Source organism: Streptomyces cadmiisoli (assembly GCF_003261055.1).
Classification (GTDB): Bacteria; Actinomycetota; Actinomycetes; order Streptomycetales; family Streptomycetaceae; genus Streptomyces; species Streptomyces cadmiisoli.
Map to the genome: position 1 here is coordinate 2,770,514 of NZ_CP030073.1, position 16,758 is coordinate 2,787,271.

Below are 16,758 nucleotides of genomic sequence, written 5' to 3' on the forward strand. Positions count from 1 at the left end.
CGTCTCGTCACCGTCTTATTTCTTGGCCGACGGGGCCGCCTTCCGGGGCGCCGAGGCCTTCCAGTCCGGGTGTCCCGGCATCGACGGGGTCTTCTCGCCGTACAGCCAGTCCGCGAAGAACCCGGTGAGGTCGCGGCCGGCGGTCCGGGAGGCCAGGGTCACGAACTGGGTGGTGGTCGCCGTGTCGTCCTTGTGGGTGCTGACCCAGGACCGCTCCAAGCGCTCGAAGGCCTCGCTGCCGATCTCCTGACGGAGGGCGTAGAGGACCAGGGCGGCGCCGTCGTAGACGTTCGGCCGGAAGATGCCGAGGCGGCTGTCGGCCTCGGGTGCCTTGGGCGCTCCGGGCGGGCCGCCGGACGCGCGCCAGCGGTCGGATGAGCCGTAGGCCGCCCGCATCCGGGACTCCAGCGACTTGTTCGACTTCTCCTGCGCGTACAGCGCCTCGTACCAGGTGGCGTGGCCCTCGTTGAGCCACAGGTCGGACCAGGTGCGCGGGCTGACGCTGTTGCCGAACCACTGGTGGGCCAGCTCGTGGACCATGATCGCGTCGACGTACCACTCGGGGAACGCCGGATCGGTGAACAGGCCCTTCTCGAAGAGGGAGAGGGTCTGCGTCTCCAGCTCGAAGCCGGTGGAGGCGTCGGCCACGAGCAGGCCGTACGTCTCCAGCGGGTAGGCGCCGAGCTTGTTCTCCATCCAGGTGATCTGGGCGGGGGTCTTCTTCAGCCACGGTTCCAGGGCTGCCCGGTCCCGGGTGGGCACGACGTCGCGCAGGGGCAGTCCGTGCGGTCCGGTGCGGTGCAGCACCGTGGAGCGGCCGATGGACACCTGGGCGAGTTCGGTGGCCATGGGGTGGACGGTGCGGTACGTCCAGCGGACGGTGTCGCCGGTCTGCTCCACGGCGGTCGCCAGTCCGTTGGCCACGGCCGTGTAGCCCTTGGGCGCGGTGACGCGGAAGGTGAACTGCGCCTTGTCCGAGGGGTGATCGTTGGACGGGAACACCAGGTGCGCGGCGTCGGCCTGGTTGGCCATGGCGAGCCCGTCCGCGGTGCGCAGCCAGCCTCCCTCCCGGCCCTTGACCGGCACGGGGTCGCTCGTGTGCCGGACGGTGATCTGCGTCCGCTGTCCCCGGGGCAGCGGCTTCGCCGGGGTGACGACAAGGTCCTCGTCGGCCGCGACGAACGAGGCCGGCTCACCGTCGACCTCGACCGAGGCGACGGCGCCGCGGGCGAAGTCGAGGTTGATGCGCTCCAGCGGCACGGTGGCGCGCGCATCGATCCTGGTGATCGCCTGGAGGGGCTTGTCGTTGGTGCCGGAGTACGTGAAGGAGAGGTCGTACGACGTGACGTCGTACCCCGGGTTCCCCAGGTGCGGGAAGAGGCGGTCACCGACGCCCAGCGGGGTCGGCGGGGTGGTCGCGGCGACGAGGCACACGGACACCGCGGAGGCGAGCAGCGCCGCCTTGACGCTTCGGGAAACCTTGCGGGACCTGGTGCGTGGACGGGGCGCGTCGCCGGCGTCGGGCCGCGGCGCTCCGTCACGGAAGGTGATCAGCATGGGACCCACGGCTATCAGTGCGCGGGTACCCGGGGAGGACGGCGCGCGTCAGGCCCACCCGAACGGGTTTCCACATGGCTCACAGGGCGCCGCCGCCGGACCCGGCACGGCGCACGGCGGACCAGGTCCGCCCCGCCGTCCGCGGGCGCGGACCGGCCCACGGCGCGCGGCCGTTCGGACGGTTCACCAGGCCGGTGCGTGGTGCTGCGCCCGGCTCACGTCGTAGACCCCGGGCACGTTGCGCATCGCGCGCATGAGGGCGGGCAGATGCGCGGCGTCCGCCAACTGGAGGGTGTAAGTGTGGCGGACGCGCTGCTGGGTCGGCGGCTCGACGGTGGCCGCGACGATCTCGGCGTCCTGGAGGGCGATCGCCTCGGTGAGGTCGGCGAGCAGATGGGGGCGGCCGAACGATTCGGCGACGAGCGTGACCCGGCACTCGGCGCTGTCGCCCCAGCGCACCCCGACCTCGGCGCGCCCGGCGCCCTTCATCCGGGCCACCCCGGCGCATCCGACGCGGTGCACCGTCACCACTCCCCCGCGCACGGCGAACGCGGTGACCTCGTCGGGCGGTACGGGCGTGCAGCAGCCGGCGAGCCGCACGCTCGCCCCGGGCCGGTCGTCGACGACGACGTCCGCGGAGACGCGCGGTAGGGGGCTGTCCGAGGCCGCTCTGGGGGCCGCTTCGGCGGCGGCCGGTTTCGGCGCCGCCGCCGCGGAGTCCTCGGCCACGGGCGCCGGTTGGGCCGCGAGCCGGCGCTGGATGGCGATGCGGGCGGCGGGCGTGTGCGCGTGCTCCAGCCACTCCCTGGACGGCTCGGAGGCCGGGTCCTGGCCCATCAGGAGCTGCACGGTGTCGCCGTCGCGCAGAACGGTGCTCAGCGTCGCGAGCCGGCCGTTGACCCGCGCGCCGATGCACGCGTGCGCGTCCTCCCCGTACTGGGCGTACGCGGCGTCCACACAGGTGGCGCCCTCGGGCAGGCCGAGCCTGCCGCCGTCGGGCCGGAAGACGGCGATCTCGCGGTCCTGGGCGAGGTCCTCGCGCAGCGTCGACCAGAAGGTGTCGGGGTCGGGCGCGGCCCGCTGCCAGTCGAGCAGCCGGGACAGCCAGCCGGGCCGGGTGGGGTCGACGCGCTCGCCGTCCGTCGGGGACTGCTCCTCCGCGGGGGCGGCGTAGGGGTTGCCGAGCGCGACGACGCCGGCCTCGGCGACCTTGTGCATCTGGTGGGTGCGGATGAGCACCTCGGCGACCTGTCCGTCCGCACGCGCGACCGCGGTGTGCAGCGACTGGTACAGGTTGAACTTCGGTACGGCGATGAAGTCCTTGAACTCCGAGACCATGGGCGTCATGCAGGTGTGCAGTTCGCCGAGGACTCCGTAGCAGTCGGCGTCCTCGTTCACCAGCACCAGGATGCGGCCGAAGTCGGCGCCGCGCAGCACGCCGCGTTTGCGGGACACGCGGTGCACGGACACGAAGTGCCGGGGCCGGATGAGGACTTCGGCCTGGATGCCGGCCTCGCGCAGCACACCGCGCATCTCGTCGGCGATCTCGACCAGGGCGTCGTCGGGACGGGCCGCGTTCTCGACGATCAGCTCCCGGGTGTGTTCGTACTCCTCGGGGTGGAGGATGGCGAACACGAGGTCTTCCAGTTCGGTCTTGAGCGCCTGGACGCCGAGCCGCTCGGCGAGCGGGATCAGGACGTCCCGGGTGACCTTGGCGATCCGGGCCTGTTTCTCGGGGCGCATCACACCGAGGGTGCGCATGTTGTGCAGCCGGTCGGCGAGTTTGATCGACATCACGCGTACGTCGTTGCCGGTGGCGACGAGCATCTTGCGGAAGGTCTCGGGTTCGGCGGCCGCGCCGTAGTCGACCTTCTCCAACTTCGTGACCCCGTCGACGAGATAGCGCACCTCCGCGCCGAACTGCCGCCCGACCTGATCGAGCGTCACATCGGTGTCCTCCACCGTGTCGTGCAGCAGGGAGGCGGTCAATGTGGTCGTCTCGGCGCCCAGTTCGGCGAGGATCAGGGTCACCGCGAGGGGATGCGTGATGTACGGCTCGCCGCTCTTGCGCATCTGCCCGCGGTGCGAGGACTCCGCGAGCACATAGGCCCGGCGCAGGGGTTCGAGGTCGGCGTCGGGATGGTGGGCGCGGTGCGCGTCGACGACATGGCCGATGGCGTCGGGCAGCCGGTCGCGGGCGGGCGAGCCGAGGAGCGCGGCGCGCCCCAGCCGGCGCAGGTCGATCCGTGGGAGCGACCGCCTGCGGGGCGCCGCGGGCACCACCGGGCCGGCCGTGGCGCCCGTCACCGCACCCGGGGTCGCAGGGTTCGTGGCCTCCGCACTCATGGGCACCTCCGGCTGCGTCGACCGGCGAACGGGGGTGCCCCATGGCGGACACGGCTCAGGGGTCGGCGTCTACTCCCCCGTCCGGGCCGGTGCTTGATGCTACCGACCCCACCACGCGCGACCGACCGCCTCCGGCCGAGCGTGAAACGGATCACCCCATCGAGCGATGGGGTGTGACGTTTACGGTGGAATGGCGTACGCCCCGGAGCGGTTCATATGCCGAACACGCGCCCCGGGGCCGCCCTTTCAGCGTGCGTCCGTCCACCAGTCGGCGTCGATCTCGCCCTCGGCGACGATCACCGCGGGGCCGGTCATCTCGATCTCTCCGTCGGGCTGCTCGGTGATCACGAGCCGTCCGCCGGGGACGTCGACGGTGTACGTCGCCGGAACTCCGGTGACGGCCGGGTCGGCGCCGTCCCGCCGGGCGGTGGCCACGGCGACGGCGCAGGCGCCGGTGCCGCAGGAGCGGGTCTCGCCGGAGCCTCGCTCGTGCACCCGCATCGCGACGTGCCCGGGACCGCGGTCGACGACGAACTCGACGTTCACCCCGTTCGGGTAGGCGCCGGGCGGGCTGAACGGCGGCGGGGTGTACAGGTCGCCCGCCTGGGCGAGGTCCTCGACGAACGCGACGGCGTGCGGGTTGCCCATGTTCACGTTCCGCGCGGGCCAGCTGTGCTCGCCGACGCTCACCGTGACGTCCCCCGCGGGCAGCAGCGCCCGGCCCATGCCGACGGTGATGTCACCGTCCTTGGCGATGTGCACGGTCTTGACTCCCCCGCGGGTGGCCACGGCCACGTCGCCCTCGGCCACATGCCCGGCACGCTGGAGGTAGCGCGCGAACACCCGCACGCCGTTGCCGCACATCTCGGCGATCGATCCGTCGCCGTTGCGGTAGTCCATGAACCACTCCGCCTCGGCCGCCATCGGCACGGCCTCGGGGTGCGCCGCCGACCACACGACGTGCAGCAGACCGTCACCACCGATGCCCGCGCGGCGGTCGCACAGGGCGGCGACGGCGGCCGGGGGCAGATCGATGGCGTTCTCGGGGTCCGGGACGATCACGAAGTCGTTCTCGGTGCCGTGCCCCTTGAGGAAGGCGATCCGTGTGCTCATTCCTCGATCGTACGGGCTGGGTACGACATCAGTTGATCAGGTCGATCACGGTGGCGGCGGGCGTCAGCGGAGCCGGGCCACCCGCCAGACGGCCAGCGCCACGACCGCGGCGACCACGACCGCGTAGCCGATCACGACCCGCCAGTCCGGGCGCCGGCCCGAACCGCGCTGCGGCAGCCCCGGCCAGGTGTGGCCCACCTTGCGGGCGGCCATCATGCCCCAGCCCGCCGCGCAGGAGCAGATCAGCAGCCCCAGCATGGCGATCACGGCCCCGCTGTCCCCGAAGTCGAAGGCCAGCGGGAAGGCGAACATCAGGGAGCCGACCGCGGCCAGACCCACGATGGGCGCGAGCTGCCACAGGCGCAGCCGGCGCTGGGGGCGCAGCTCGACCTCGACCTCGGGCCCGCCCACGAAGATCTCGTCGGGCTCGGGGCCGTCGGCCGTGACACCGTCCGGGGTCTCGTCGGGCCCGTCCGGGCTGAGACGGTCGTCGTCCCGCTCCGGTTCGCCACTCGCGGTGGTGGCGTGCTCGGCGCTTTGTGCGGTGTCGCGAGGGCCGGCCTCCATCGCCACGCGCCCTCCCAACTAGGACTCCACTTGGTCGATCGAAGCTCGATGATGGCACGGCGCCGGAGGCCCCGATGACGGCCGGGGCGTCCCGATGCCATGACGTGATCAGGCTGTAACCGGTCGTTCGACCAACGCCAGAGCGAGCTGCGGAAGTTCCGTGAGGTCCGTCGCGGCCCCACTCAGCCAATGCACCCGGGGGTCGCGTCTGAACCATGAATCCTGGCGGCGCGCGAAGCGTTTGGTGGCGCGGACGGTCTCGTCCCGGGCCTCCTGGAGCGTGCACTCGCCGGCCAGCGCGGCGAGAACCTGCTGGTAGCCGAGCGCACGCGACGCCGTACGCCCGTCTCGCAACCCTTGCGCCTCGAGTGCGCGCACTTCTTCGACCAGTCCGGTCTCCCACATCCGGTCGACCCGTCGGGCGATGCGCTCGTCCAGCTCGGGGCGCGCCACGTCGACGCCGATCTGCACGGTGTCGTAGACCGAGTCGTGGCCGGGGAGGTTGGCGGTGAAAGGACGGCCGGTGATCTCGATCACCTCCAGGGCCCGGACGATGCGGCGTCCGTTGCTGGGCAGGATCGCGCGGCCCGCCTCCGGGTCGGCGGCGGCCAGCCTGGCGTGCAGCGCGCCGGGTCCGCGCAGCGCGAGTTCCTCCTCCAGCGCGGCCCGGACCTGGGGGTCGGTGCCGGGGAACTCCAGGTTGTCGACGGCGCCGCGCACGTACAGCCCGGATCCGCCGACGAGGATCGGCCAGCGGCCCTCGGCGAGGAGGGAGTCGATCCGCTCCCGGGCGAGCCGCTGGTACTCGGCGACCGAGGCCGTGACGGTCACGTCCCAGATGTCCAGCAGATGATGCGGGACCTCGCCGCGTTCCTCGGGTGTCAGTTTCGCGGTGCCGATGTCCATCCCACGGTAGAGCTGCATGGAGTCGGCGTTGACGACCTCCCCACCGAGTTCCCGGGCGAGGTGGACGCCCAGATCGGACTTTCCGGCCGCGGTCGGTCCGACGACGGCGATGACACGAGGGGTGGGGCATGCGCTGCTCACCGCAACAGTCTCGCAAACCTCCGGACCCGGTCTCGAACGAGTTACGTGACGGGGCGTGTGGGGATTCGTTGCCCGATGCGAGGTTCCGCCGCCGGTGTCACGGGGGCGGCGGCCCGGGCGGCGCAACCGTACGCACCGGGCGACGCGGGATTTCGCCCGCACGAGTAACGTATGGAGTTGATATGGGCGTTTTTGCGCGACTTCTTCGCAGGTCGAAGACCAAGGAGGAGGCGGCGACCGCCGAGGTCCAGGCCGACACCGAGTCGGTACGGTCCGAGGTGGACGAGGCTGGAGAGGCGAAGGGGGCGACCGGGACCGGTGGGACCGACGCGGTGACCGCACAGGACACCGGGGCCGAGCGGGCCGCGGCGGCGGACAACGCCCGGAGCACCACCCCGGAGACCGTCGAGATCCCCCAGCAGCAGTCGGCCGCGAAGACGGCCGACAGTGAGGCCGACGAGGGCGCCCGTCAGTAGAGCGCCCGCGAGGGAAGGTGAACCATGCGTCTCTTGGACAACTTGAAGGCCAAGCTCACGCCGGCCAAGGACAAGTTCTCTCACCTCGCGCAGCAGCACGAGGGCAAGATCCACCACGGTATCGAGAAGGCCGCGAAGGTCGTCGACGAGCGGACCAAGGGCAAGTACAGCGACAAGATCCAGACGAGCTCCGGCAAGGCCAAGGGCGCCATGGAGCGAATCGCACACCGGGACGGCACGGAGCACGGGCACGGCACGACGACACCGCCGGGCCCGCCACCACCGGCCTCCTGAACGGCACACCACGGGCGGCCGCGGAGCACCGTGCTCCCGGCCGTCCGCCGTTTCCCGCGCGAGATGCCTCTACGACCAGGCCGCGACCAGATACCCGACCCCGTACGGGGCGGCCTCGTAGAGCAGTGAGCCCTTGAGCCCGGCGCCCTCGGCGGCGCCCGCGAGCACCTGCCAGGACGCCCGTCCGGACGCCTGCAACTGCCGCGCGAGATCCGGATCCAGCGCCTCGACGGCCGCCAGGTCCGCCGCTCCCAGCGCACGCGCGGCCTCCGCGTCGAAGGGCTCCGCCCGCTCGTCGAGATAACCCGGCGCCTTCAGCGACCGGCACGCGCTGGCGTCACCGACCGCCAGCAGCGCCACCCGCCCGGCCCGCGCGGCCAGATCCTTGCCGAGGCCGGCGCACCGCTCGGGCGGCAGGGTGTCACCGACGCCGATGCCCTCGAGGGGGGCGTCGGCCCAGCCGGTCCGCTCCAGCAGCCACGCCGCGACGGCGAGCGACAGCGGAAGGGCACGCGCCGCGTCGGCGGTCCGCTCCCCGCCGAGCCGTACGTCGACGGGCACGCCGAACCCGCGGAACGAGCCGCCGGTGCCCTCCGGATAGGTCAGATGCGTCCGCGCCCCGCCCGTCGGGTCGGGCCCCACGATCACCAGCCGGTCGGGCCGGGCGGCGGCGAGCAGGCCCAAGGCGTCCGTGCACGCCGCGCGGGCGGCGTCCAGTTCGGGGGCGGCACCCGCGGCGACCTCGGGGACGAGAAGCGGCGGACAGGGGCAGACTGCGGCGGCGACAAGCATGATCGGCAGGTTAGCTCCGGTGGGCGCACCGGGCGACGGCGCAGGGGCGTCCTCGTAGGGCACTTCGTTCGGATGGCCCGGCGGCACACACACCTCGCCGCCCCCGGTACGGGGTACCGGCGGCAGGCATGACACCCGCCACCGGCCGTGGTGCGGGCCGCACGCACGTGTGCGGCCCGATTTCGCGCAGGCGCGTCAGTCGCAGCCGCAGCCGCTGCCCGCGGCGACCGGCAGCGGCGCGGGCACACCGATCTTGGGCAGTCCGAGGAGCACTCCGGCCGGCTTGGCCGCCTCGGCGGTGTTGCGCTTCTCCCAGGCGTCGCCCGCGCGCGTACGACGCACGTCGAGGACGGCGCCCTCGGCGAGCAGATGGTGCGGGGCGGCGTAGGTGATCTCGACGGTGACCACGTCGCCGGGGCGGACCTCCTGCTCCGGCTTGGTGAAGTGCACCAGGCGGTTGTCGGGGGCGCGGCCGGACAGGCGGTGCGTGGCGCCGTCCTTGCGTCCCTCGCCCTCGGCGACCATCAGCTCCATGGTGCGGCCGACCTGCTTCTTGTTCTCGTCCCAGGAGATCTCCTCCTGGAGGGCGACGAGGCGCTCGTAGCGGGCCTGGACGACCTTCTTGGGGATCTGGCCGTCCATGGTGGCGGCCGGGGTACCGGGCCGCTTGGAGTACTGGAACGTGAAGGCCTGCGCGAACCGGGCCTCGCGCACCACGTGCAGGGTCTGCTCGAAGTCCTCCTCGGTCTCCCCGGGGAAGCCCACGATGATGTCGGTGGTGATCGCGGCGTGCGGGATGGCGGCGCGGACCTTCTCGATGATCCCCAGGTAGCGCTCCTGCCGGTAGGACCGGCGCATCGCCTTCAGGACGGTGTCCGAGCCGGACTGGAGCGGCATGTGCAGCTGCGGCATCACGTTCGGCGTCTCGGCCATGGCGGCGATGACGTCGTCGGTGAAGTCGCGCGGGTGCGGGGAGGTGAAGCGGACCCGCTCCAGGCCGTCGATGTTCCCGCAGGCGCGCAGCAGCTTGCTGAACGCCTCGCGGTCGCCGATGTCGGAGCCGTACGCGTTGACGTTCTGGCCGAGCAGCGTGATCTCGGAGACGCCCTCGGCGACCAGCGCCTCGACCTCGGCGAGGACGTCGCCGGGGCGGCGGTCCTTCTCCTTGCCGCGCAGCGCCGGGACGATGCAGAAGGTGCAGGTGTTGTTGCAGCCGACCGAGATCGACACCCAGGCCGCGTAGGCGCTCTCACGGCGGGTCGGCAGCGTGGACGGGAACGCCTCCAGCGACTCGGCGATCTCGACCTGCGCCTCCTCCTGCACGCGGGCGCGTTCCAGCAGGACCGGCAGCTTGCCGATGTTGTGCGTACCGAAGACGACGTCGACCCAGGGCGCCCGCTTCACGATGGTGTCGCGGTCCTTCTGCGCGAGGCAGCCGCCGACCGCGATCTGCATGCCGGGCCGCTCGGCCTTCTTCGGCGCGAGGTGGCCGAGGTTGCCGTAGAGCCGGTTGTCGGCGTTCTCGCGGACCGCGCAGGTGTTGAAGACCACCACGTCCGCGTCGCCGTCCGAGTCCTGCGGCGCGCGCACGTAGCCGGCGTCCTCCAGCAGTCCGGCCAGTCGTTCGGAATCGTGGACGTTCATCTGGCACCCGTAGGTGCGGATCTCGTAGGTCTTTGAGGATCGAACGTCCACTGCCGGGCTCCGGTCGCTGCTGCTGGTCATGCCACAAGGGTAGGCCGTACCGGGAGAGCCCTTGTCCCGGCCGCCGCAGTTCGAGCGGCCTCGCCGGTGACGGTGCCCGCGCGGCCTCTCAGGGTTCGATCAGACCGGCGCGGATCGCGTAGCGGGTGAGTTCGAGGCGGTCGCGCATGCCGAGTTTGTTCAGGAGGTTGGCGCGGTGGCGTTCGACCGTCTTCGCGCTGATGAACAGCAATTCCCCGATCTCCTTCGAGCTGTGCCCCTCGGCGACCAGCTTGAGGATCTCCTCCTCGCGGTCGGTGACGGCCCGCTCCGGCAGCCGGTCGCCGCGGTCGTGGCGCTCCAGGTAGGAGCGGACGAGGGCGCGCTCGGCGCCGGGGAGGATGAACGGTTCGTCGCGCATCGCGGCGCGGCAGGCCTCGACCAGGTCGCGGTCGGCGACGGACTTCAGGACGTAACCGCAGGCCCCGGCGCGCAGGGCCTCGAAGAAGTACTGCTCGTTCTCGTACATCGTCAGGAACAGGATGCGCAGCCCGGGCAGGCGCCGGGAGAGCTCGCGGGCCGCCTGCAGACCGGTCATACGGGGCATCGCGATGTCCAGGACGGCCAGGTCCACCTCCGTCTCGCGGGCGAGCGCGACCGCTTCCGCGCCGTCGCCCGCCTCGGCGACCACCGTCAGGTCCGGTTCGCCGTCCAGGATGAGGCGCACGCCCCGGCGCACGAGCGTGTGGTCGTCGGCGAGCAGGACGCGGATCGGTGCGGCCATCACCGGCCTCCCGTGGTGAGCGGTATGCGCAACCGTACGTCCGTGCCCGGCCCCGGCGCCGGTCCCAGGGTGAGCGCGGCGCCGACCAGCAGCGCGCGCTCGCGCATGCCCGATATACCGGTCCCTTCCGGTGCGGAGCCCAGGCCCTTGCCGTTGTCGCGTATCAGGAGTTCGACGCCGTCCGCGGTGGGCGCGAAGCGGAGTTCGGCGCGGTCCGCGCCGGAGTGCCGGGCAGTGTTGGTCAGGCCTTCCTGGGCGACGCGGTACACGACCAGTTCGGTCTCCGCGGGCAGAGCGGGCAGTTCGCCGTGAACGTCGTAGCGCACGGTCAGCCCGTGGCCGGAGAACTCGCCGGCGAGCGAGCGCAGCGCGCTGGCCAGGCCGAGTTCCTCCAGGACTCCGGGGCGCAGCCGGCGGGCGATGCGGCGGATCTCGTCGAGACCGGCGCGGGTGGCGTCCTGGGCCTGCGTCACGTCGTCCCTCAGCTCGCCGGGGACGCGGTCCGCGACCCGCTTGAGCTGGAGCAGGACGGCGGTCAGCGTCTGACCGACCTCGTCGTGCAGTTCGCGGGCGATGCGGTGGCGTTCGCGTTCCTGGGCGAGCAGCGCACGGGCCGCGCTGGTGGCGCGTTCGGTCTCGAGCCGGTCGAGCATGGTGTTGTACGTCGTGATGAGCGCCGCCGTCTCGGAGGGGCCGGCGACCTCGGCCCGGGTGCCCGGCCGCAGCAGGTCCACGATGGCCATGGCCTGGCCGAGCCGCTTCAGCGGGGCCAGTCCCACCCGCAGCACGACCGCGTTGACCACGAGCAGCGCCGCCAGGCCGCCGACGACGACGAGGGCCTCGGCCGGCAGCACCGGCGTCGACACGGTGACCGGTCCGAGGAGCAGGGCCGCTGCCACCACGAGCCCCGCGGCGTTCAAGGAGAAGATGCGCCAGTACAACGACACACCCCTGCTGTCTCCCGTCCGGTCGCTGTCCCGCGGCACTGCCGTGACCAGCCTCTCCGACCCGCGCCGACCCCGTCCATCCGTGCTGACACCCATGTCGCCACCGTACGGGCGGATGGCAGCATTGCGATTGCGCAAAGTTTCGAGGCGGTGGTCCTCGACGAGCACAGCAACGACGAGCAAGGGGAAGAAACGTGTCTGCTCCACGCCTGAGGGCGACGCCGCTGCCAGGGATCGGGACCCAGTACGACCTGGAGACCCGGGAGCACCGCCACCTGTCCGTCGTGGCCCACCGTGACGGCACCCGGACGGTGAACGTCTACCGGTCCGACGACCCGGACTCCTGCGCCCAGTCGCTGCGGCTCACCGGTGCCGAGGCCGGAGCGCTGATCGACGCGCTGCAGCCCGCACACCACAGCAACAGCCTGCTCTCCCCGACGGACCTGGGGCTGGTGGCCGAGCGGATCGAGGTGGGGGCGACGTCGCACTGGAACGGGCGCCTCCTCGGCGACACCCGGATGCGCACCGAGACCGGCGCGTCCATCGTGGCGGTCCTGCGCCGGGCCGAGGCCATCCCGTCCCCGACGCCGGCGTTCCGGCTCGCGGGCGGCGACACCGTGATCGTGGTCGGCACCCGCGAGGGTGTCGACGCCGCCGCCGCGATACTCGGGCGGGAGTGACCCCGTGCACTCCGCGATCCTCCTGATCGAGTTCGGCTCCCTCCTGCTCGGCCTCGGACTGCTCGGACGGCTGTCCGCCCGGCTGGGCTTCTCCGCCATCCCGCTCTATCTGCTGGCCGGCCTGGCCTTCGGCGAGGGCGGGCTGCTGCCGCTCGGCGCGAGCGAGGAGTTCATCGCCACCGGTGCCGAGATCGGCGTGATCCTGCTGCTGCTGATGCTCGGCCTGGAGTACACGGCGAGCGACCTCGTCACCAACCTCAAGTCCCACTACCCGGCCGGGCTGGTCGACTTCGCGCTGAACGCCCTGCCGGGTGCCGCGATGGCGCTGCTGCTCGGCTGGGGTCCGGTGGCCGCCGTCGTACTGGCGGGCGTGACCTGGATCTCGTCCTCCGGGGTCATCGCCAAGGTGCTCGGCGAACTGGGCCGGATCGGAAACCGTGAGACACCGGTGATCCTCAGCGTCCTCGTGCTGGAGGACCTGGCCATGGCGGTGTACCTGCCGATCATCACGGCGGTGCTCGCGGGGGCCGGCCTGGCCGCCGGCAGTGTCACGCTGGCCATCGCACTGGGCGTGGCGGGCATCGTCCTGTTCGCGGCGCTGCGCTACGGGCGGGTGATCTCGCGGTTCGTCTCCAGCGACGACCCCGAGAAGCTGCTGCTCGTCGTCCTCGGCCTGACGATCCTCGTCGCGGGCCTCGCCCAGCAGCTCCAGGTCTCCGCGGCGGTCGGCGCGTTCCTGGTCGGCATCGCGCTGTCCGGGGAGGTCGCGGAGGGCGCCCACACCCTGCTCAGTCCGCTGCGCGACCTGTTCGCGGCGGTGTTCTTCGTCTTCTTCGGACTGCACACCGACCCGGCGAGCATCCCGCCCGTGCTGCTGCCGGCCCTGGGACTGGCCGTCGTCACCGCGCTGACGAAGATCGCCACCGGCTACTGGGCGGCCCGGCGGGCCGGGATCTCCGTGAAGGGCCGCTGGCGCACCGGCGGCGCGCTGGTCGCCCGCGGCGAGTTCTCGATCGTCATCGCGGGACTCGCCGTCACCGCCGGGATCGAGCCGTCGCTCGGCCCGCTGGCCACGGCGTACGTCCTGATCCTGGTGATCCTCGGCCCGATGACCGCGCGCTACACCGAACCGCTGGCCATGCGCTGGAGCCGCCGCTTCGGACGCGGCGGTGACACCCCCGGCCCGGTGCTGCCGTCCAAGGACACCAGGGCGGAGGCCCAGGTGGCGGACTGACCCGGGCGGGACGTCCGGCACGCAACGGGGGGCCTACGCGCGCGCTGCCGACGGGCACTGCGGGCGTCTGCTCGGGCGACGCCGGGGAGTCGTCACGGGCGTCCCGTCGGGCGGGGCTTTCTTCGGTCGTTGCCGTCGCCCGGTCGGCCGGTCGGCCGGTCGGCCGGGCGACGGTCGCGCCGTCGGCCATCGCTTCGGGCGTCCCGTCGGCGATCCCTTCGGTCGCGCCGTCGGCCTCCCCCTCGGCAGTCGCAACGCTCGCCCTGTCGACCGTCCCCTCTGCCGTCGCTCGCGCCCGCGGGCCGTCCCCTCGGTCCTCGTTCAGGCCGTTCCGTCGACCCTCGTGCCTGCCGTGCCGGCGGCGTCGGCGCTGGCGGCGTCCGGCTGCCAGCCCTGGCGGCGCAGGACGGCCGTCACGTCCGGTGCCTCGTAGTGCTCGCCCTTGAGCACCTTGCCGTCGGCGCGGCGGGCGACCTGGCCGCCGGGGCCCAGCTTGGTCATGTTCGAGCGGTGGATCTCGGCGATCACCTCGTCGAGGTCGATACCGTGGACCAGGGCCGTGCCGTACGCCACATAGACGACGTCCGCGAGTTCGTGCGCGAGCCGGTCGAGCGGCCCGCTGACCGAGACTTCCGCGACCTCCGCGGCCTCCTCCGCCAGCAGTTCACCGCGGTGCGCGGCCAGCGCGGGCGCAACGGGCGTCGGGGTGGTGCGGGCGTCGAGACCGAACGCACGATGGAATTCACGGACCAGGTCGGCGGGCGAGGAGTGCATGTGCCGACTGTAACGGCCGCCCGAAACCGGCCCATGTGATTCCGGCCCTGGTCAGCACGGTGCACGACTGGCAGGATCGCGCGCATGTCCAAGGTGCTGCCCCGTATCGGCAGGCGCCGGGCCCTCCAGGGCGCGGCGTCCGGCCTCGTCGCCTTCGGCCTGCTGCTGTGGTGGCTGCTGCCGCTGGGCGAGGACCCGCCGGGCGGCTCGATCACCTTCAGCACCGGCACACCACGCGGCGTCTACCAGAAGTACGGAACCCTGCTGCGCAACGCGCTGTCCAAGGACATGCCGGAGCTGAAGGTGCGGCTGATGACGAGCGACGGTTCGCAGGAGAACGTCGCGCGCGTGGCGACCGGCGAGGTCGACTTCACGATCGCCGCGGCGGACGCGGTGGAGACGTACGAGCTCAACAACGGCCCCGGCGCCGACCGGCTGCGCGGAGTCGCGCGCCTCTACGACGACTACGTGCACCTCGTCGTCCCGCGCGACTCCGACATCGACTCGGTCTCCGACCTGCGGGGCAAGCGCGTGGCCATCGGGCTGCCCCACTCCGGCGTACGGCTGATCGCCACCCGGGTGCTCAGGACGGCCGGCATCGACGCGCAGGAGGACATCACGCCGCTGGCCGACGGCATAGACACCGGGCCGAACCGTCTGAAGCGGGGCGAGATCGACGCCTTCTTCTGGTCCGGCGGCCTGCCCACCGACGGTCTCCAGCAGCTCGCGGACACCTTCGAGTTCCGGCTGGTGCCGATCGACGCCGACTTCGTCTCCGAGATGCACCGGCAGGGCGGCGCCACCCACTTCTACCGCGCCACCAACATGCCGGAGTCGGCCTACGGCACCGCCCGCAACGGCACCACCGTGCCGACGATGGCGGTCTCCAACGTGCTGATCACCCGTACGGACATGGATCCCGAGCTCACCGAGTGGGTCACCCGCACGGTGATCAACAGCCGCGACAACATCGGCGACGACGTCCACTCCGCCCAGCTGGTCGACGTGCGCACGGCGATCTACACCGACCCGGTCCCGCTGCACGACGGCGCCAGGCGGTACTACCGGTCGGTCAAGCCGTAGGGCCGGTCCTCGGCATGGTCACCGTCACCTTCAGCCCGTGCGGCGCGTGGTGGTCGAAGGCGATCGATCCGCCGGCCGCCGTGAGCAGCGCGCGCGTGATGGACAGACCGAGTCCGGAGCCCTTGACGTTCTGATGGCGGCCGCTGCGCCAGAACCGGTCGCCGACACGGGTCAGCTCCTCGTCGGTCAGACCGGGCCCGCGGTCGGCGACCACGATCGTCGAGGTCTCGCCGTTGGAGGCGACGGTGACCTCGACGACCTCGTCGCCCGGTGTGAACTTGAGCGCGTTGTCGATCACGGCGTCCAGGGCGCTGGACAGCGTCACCGGGTCGGCCCAGGCGGTCGTCGCCGGGCAGTCCCCCACCAGCCGTACGCCCTTGGCCCGCGCGGTCGGTGCCCAGGCCGCGACACGCTCGGCGGTCAGCGCGCCGATGTCCGTGAGCCGGAGGTCGGCCTCGGCGTGCTCGGCCAGGGCCAGGTCCAGCAGGTCGTCGAGGACCTCGGCCAGGCGTTTGCCCTCCGTCTGGACCGAGGCGATCTCCTCGTTGCCCTCCGGCAGTTCGAGCGCGAGCAGCTCGATGCGCAGCAGCAGCGCGGCCAGCGGGTTGCGCAGCTGGTGCGAGGCGTCGGCGACGAAGGCGCGCTGCTGCTCCAGCACGGCCTCCACGTTGTCCGCCATCTCGTTGAAGGAGCGGGCGAGCCTGCGCAGCTCCGGCGGACCGCCCGCCGCCGCCACCCGGGACTTCAGGCGGCCGGTGGCGATGTCGTGCGTGGTGGCGTCCAGGACGCGGACGGGTCTGAGCACCCAGCCGGTCAGCCGGAGCGCGGCGCCGACGGCCAGCAGCATGGCGGCCGTCTCGCCGGCGGCGATCACCAGCCAGCCGTGCAGGATCCGGGAGCGCATCTGCCCGGTCGGCGAGTCGGTGACGACGACGGCCACGACGTCGCCGTCCCGGATGACCGGGGACGCGACGACCAGCCGGCTGCGCTGCCAGGGCCACACCTGCCGCGGGTCGTCGCTGCGCCGGCTGAGCAGCGCCTCGTCGAAGGCGTCGCGCACCTCCCCCTCCCGGGGGAGGAAGAAGTCGTCCGGTGCCTGAGCCATGGGGGTGTCGTTGGCGTAGAAGACACCCACGCGAATGCCGTAGACGTCGTAGTAGCTCTCCAGCTCGCGTCTGAGCGTCGCCACCCGGGCGCCCTCGGGAGCGGGCGGAGCGTTGACGAACTGGGCGAGCGCCGCGAAGAACGCCGTGTCGTCGATGCGGTCGACGACCACCTTCTGCTGCTGGGCCGCGGCCACGCTCACGGCGAGGGGGACGCCCAGTGCCAGCAGTACGGCCGCCATCAGGACGATCAGCAGCGGCAGGAGTCGGGTGTGCAA

Annotated in this window: 16 protein-coding genes; 5 read left to right on the forward strand and 11 right to left on the reverse strand. The window is 72.3% G+C overall.

From position 1 onward, the window contains the following. Window positions 1-15: 15 nt before the first annotated feature. The 5 genes from DN051_RS11555 to miaA all read right to left on the reverse strand — a co-directional run bounded on the left by DN051_RS11555 (window position 16) and on the right by miaA (window position 6,630). Entirely contained in the window at window positions 16-1,557 is a 1,542-nt protein-coding gene (locus tag DN051_RS11555; protein WP_053761376.1) for a M1 family metallopeptidase, read from the reverse strand. A gap of 183 nt (window positions 1,558-1,740) precedes the next feature. Next, the gene (locus DN051_RS11560; RefSeq protein WP_112438654.1) at window positions 1,741-3,903 is read right to left on the reverse strand and encodes a RelA/SpoT family protein; all 2,163 of its coding nucleotides are present in this window, start codon (window positions 3,901-3,903) and stop codon (window positions 1,741-1,743) included. 246 nt (window positions 3,904-4,149) lie between these two features. After that, the gene (gene dapF / locus DN051_RS11565; protein WP_112438655.1) at window positions 4,150-5,016 is read right to left on the reverse strand and encodes a diaminopimelate epimerase; all 867 of its coding nucleotides are present in this window, start codon (window positions 5,014-5,016) and stop codon (window positions 4,150-4,152) included. A gap of 63 nt (window positions 5,017-5,079) precedes the next feature. Continuing rightward, window positions 5,080-5,583 carry a hypothetical protein gene (locus DN051_RS11570; RefSeq protein WP_053761373.1) on the reverse strand — a complete coding sequence of 168 codons (504 nt, stop codon included), beginning with the start codon at window positions 5,581-5,583 and terminating at the stop codon, window positions 5,080-5,082. 108 nt (window positions 5,584-5,691) lie between these two features. Next, on the reverse strand, window positions 5,692-6,630 hold the full coding sequence (gene miaA, locus DN051_RS11575; RefSeq protein WP_112438656.1) for a tRNA (adenosine(37)-N6)-dimethylallyltransferase MiaA: 939 nt from the start codon (window positions 6,628-6,630) through the stop codon (window positions 5,692-5,694). 182 nt (window positions 6,631-6,812) lie between these two features. On the opposite strand from miaA, the gene DN051_RS11580 reads away from it, so the two are divergent. Both DN051_RS11580 and DN051_RS11585 read left to right on the forward strand, forming a co-directional pair. After that, window positions 6,813-7,106 carry a hypothetical protein gene (locus tag DN051_RS11580; protein ID WP_053761371.1) on the forward strand — a complete coding sequence of 98 codons (294 nt, stop codon included), beginning with the start codon at window positions 6,813-6,815 and terminating at the stop codon, window positions 7,104-7,106. Between the two features lie 24 nt (window positions 7,107-7,130). Next, window positions 7,131-7,400 (forward strand): antitoxin, encoded by a 270-nt coding sequence (locus DN051_RS11585; RefSeq protein WP_053761370.1) that lies wholly within the window; start codon window positions 7,131-7,133, stop codon window positions 7,398-7,400. Window positions 7,401-7,469: 69 nt separating this feature from the next. Here the strand turns inward: DN051_RS11585 and DN051_RS11590 are convergent, their stop codons facing one another. The 4 genes from DN051_RS11590 to DN051_RS11605 form a co-directional block, all read right to left on the reverse strand. Beyond that, window positions 7,470-8,192 (reverse strand): class III extradiol dioxygenase subunit B-like domain-containing protein, encoded by a 723-nt coding sequence (locus DN051_RS11590; RefSeq protein WP_053761369.1) that lies wholly within the window; start codon window positions 8,190-8,192, stop codon window positions 7,470-7,472. A 195-nt stretch (window positions 8,193-8,387) separates the two neighbouring features. Then, window positions 8,388-9,917 (reverse strand): tRNA (N6-isopentenyl adenosine(37)-C2)-methylthiotransferase MiaB, encoded by a 1,530-nt coding sequence (gene miaB / locus DN051_RS11595; RefSeq protein WP_053761368.1) that lies wholly within the window; start codon window positions 9,915-9,917, stop codon window positions 8,388-8,390. A gap of 88 nt (window positions 9,918-10,005) precedes the next feature. Further along, window positions 10,006-10,659 (reverse strand): response regulator, encoded by a 654-nt coding sequence (locus tag DN051_RS11600; protein ID WP_053761367.1) that lies wholly within the window; start codon window positions 10,657-10,659, stop codon window positions 10,006-10,008. Further along, complete coding sequence (locus DN051_RS11605; protein WP_053761366.1) at window positions 10,659-11,606, reverse strand: HAMP domain-containing sensor histidine kinase; 948 nt, start codon at window positions 11,604-11,606, stop codon at window positions 10,659-10,661. Before DN051_RS11605 ends, DN051_RS11600 begins: the two co-directional genes overlap by 1 nt. 194 nt (window positions 11,607-11,800) lie before the next feature. Between DN051_RS11605 and DN051_RS11610 the strand changes: the two genes are divergently transcribed. Together DN051_RS11610 and DN051_RS11615 are read left to right on the forward strand one after the other, a co-directional pair. Then, complete coding sequence (locus tag DN051_RS11610; protein ID WP_053761365.1) at window positions 11,801-12,286, forward strand: cation:proton antiporter regulatory subunit; 486 nt, start codon at window positions 11,801-11,803, stop codon at window positions 12,284-12,286. A gap of 4 nt (window positions 12,287-12,290) precedes the next feature. Next, on the forward strand, window positions 12,291-13,520 hold the full coding sequence (locus tag DN051_RS11615) for a cation:proton antiporter (RefSeq protein WP_053761364.1): 1,230 nt from the start codon (window positions 12,291-12,293) through the stop codon (window positions 13,518-13,520). 321 nt (window positions 13,521-13,841) lie between these two features. Here DN051_RS11615 and DN051_RS11620 read toward each other — a convergent pair whose 3' ends face one another. Beyond that, complete coding sequence (locus tag DN051_RS11620; protein WP_053761363.1) at window positions 13,842-14,294, reverse strand: pyrophosphohydrolase domain-containing protein; 453 nt, start codon at window positions 14,292-14,294, stop codon at window positions 13,842-13,844. A gap of 84 nt (window positions 14,295-14,378) precedes the next feature. On the opposite strand from DN051_RS11620, the gene DN051_RS11625 reads away from it, so the two are divergent. Then, entirely contained in the window at window positions 14,379-15,377 is a 999-nt protein-coding gene (locus DN051_RS11625) for a TAXI family TRAP transporter solute-binding subunit (RefSeq protein ID WP_053761362.1), read from the forward strand. Here DN051_RS11625 and DN051_RS11630 read toward each other — a convergent pair. After that, window positions 15,367-16,758 (reverse strand): sensor histidine kinase, encoded by a 1,392-nt coding sequence (locus tag DN051_RS11630; RefSeq protein WP_112438657.1) that lies wholly within the window; start codon window positions 16,756-16,758, stop codon window positions 15,367-15,369. The genes DN051_RS11625 and DN051_RS11630 overlap by 11 nt on opposite strands.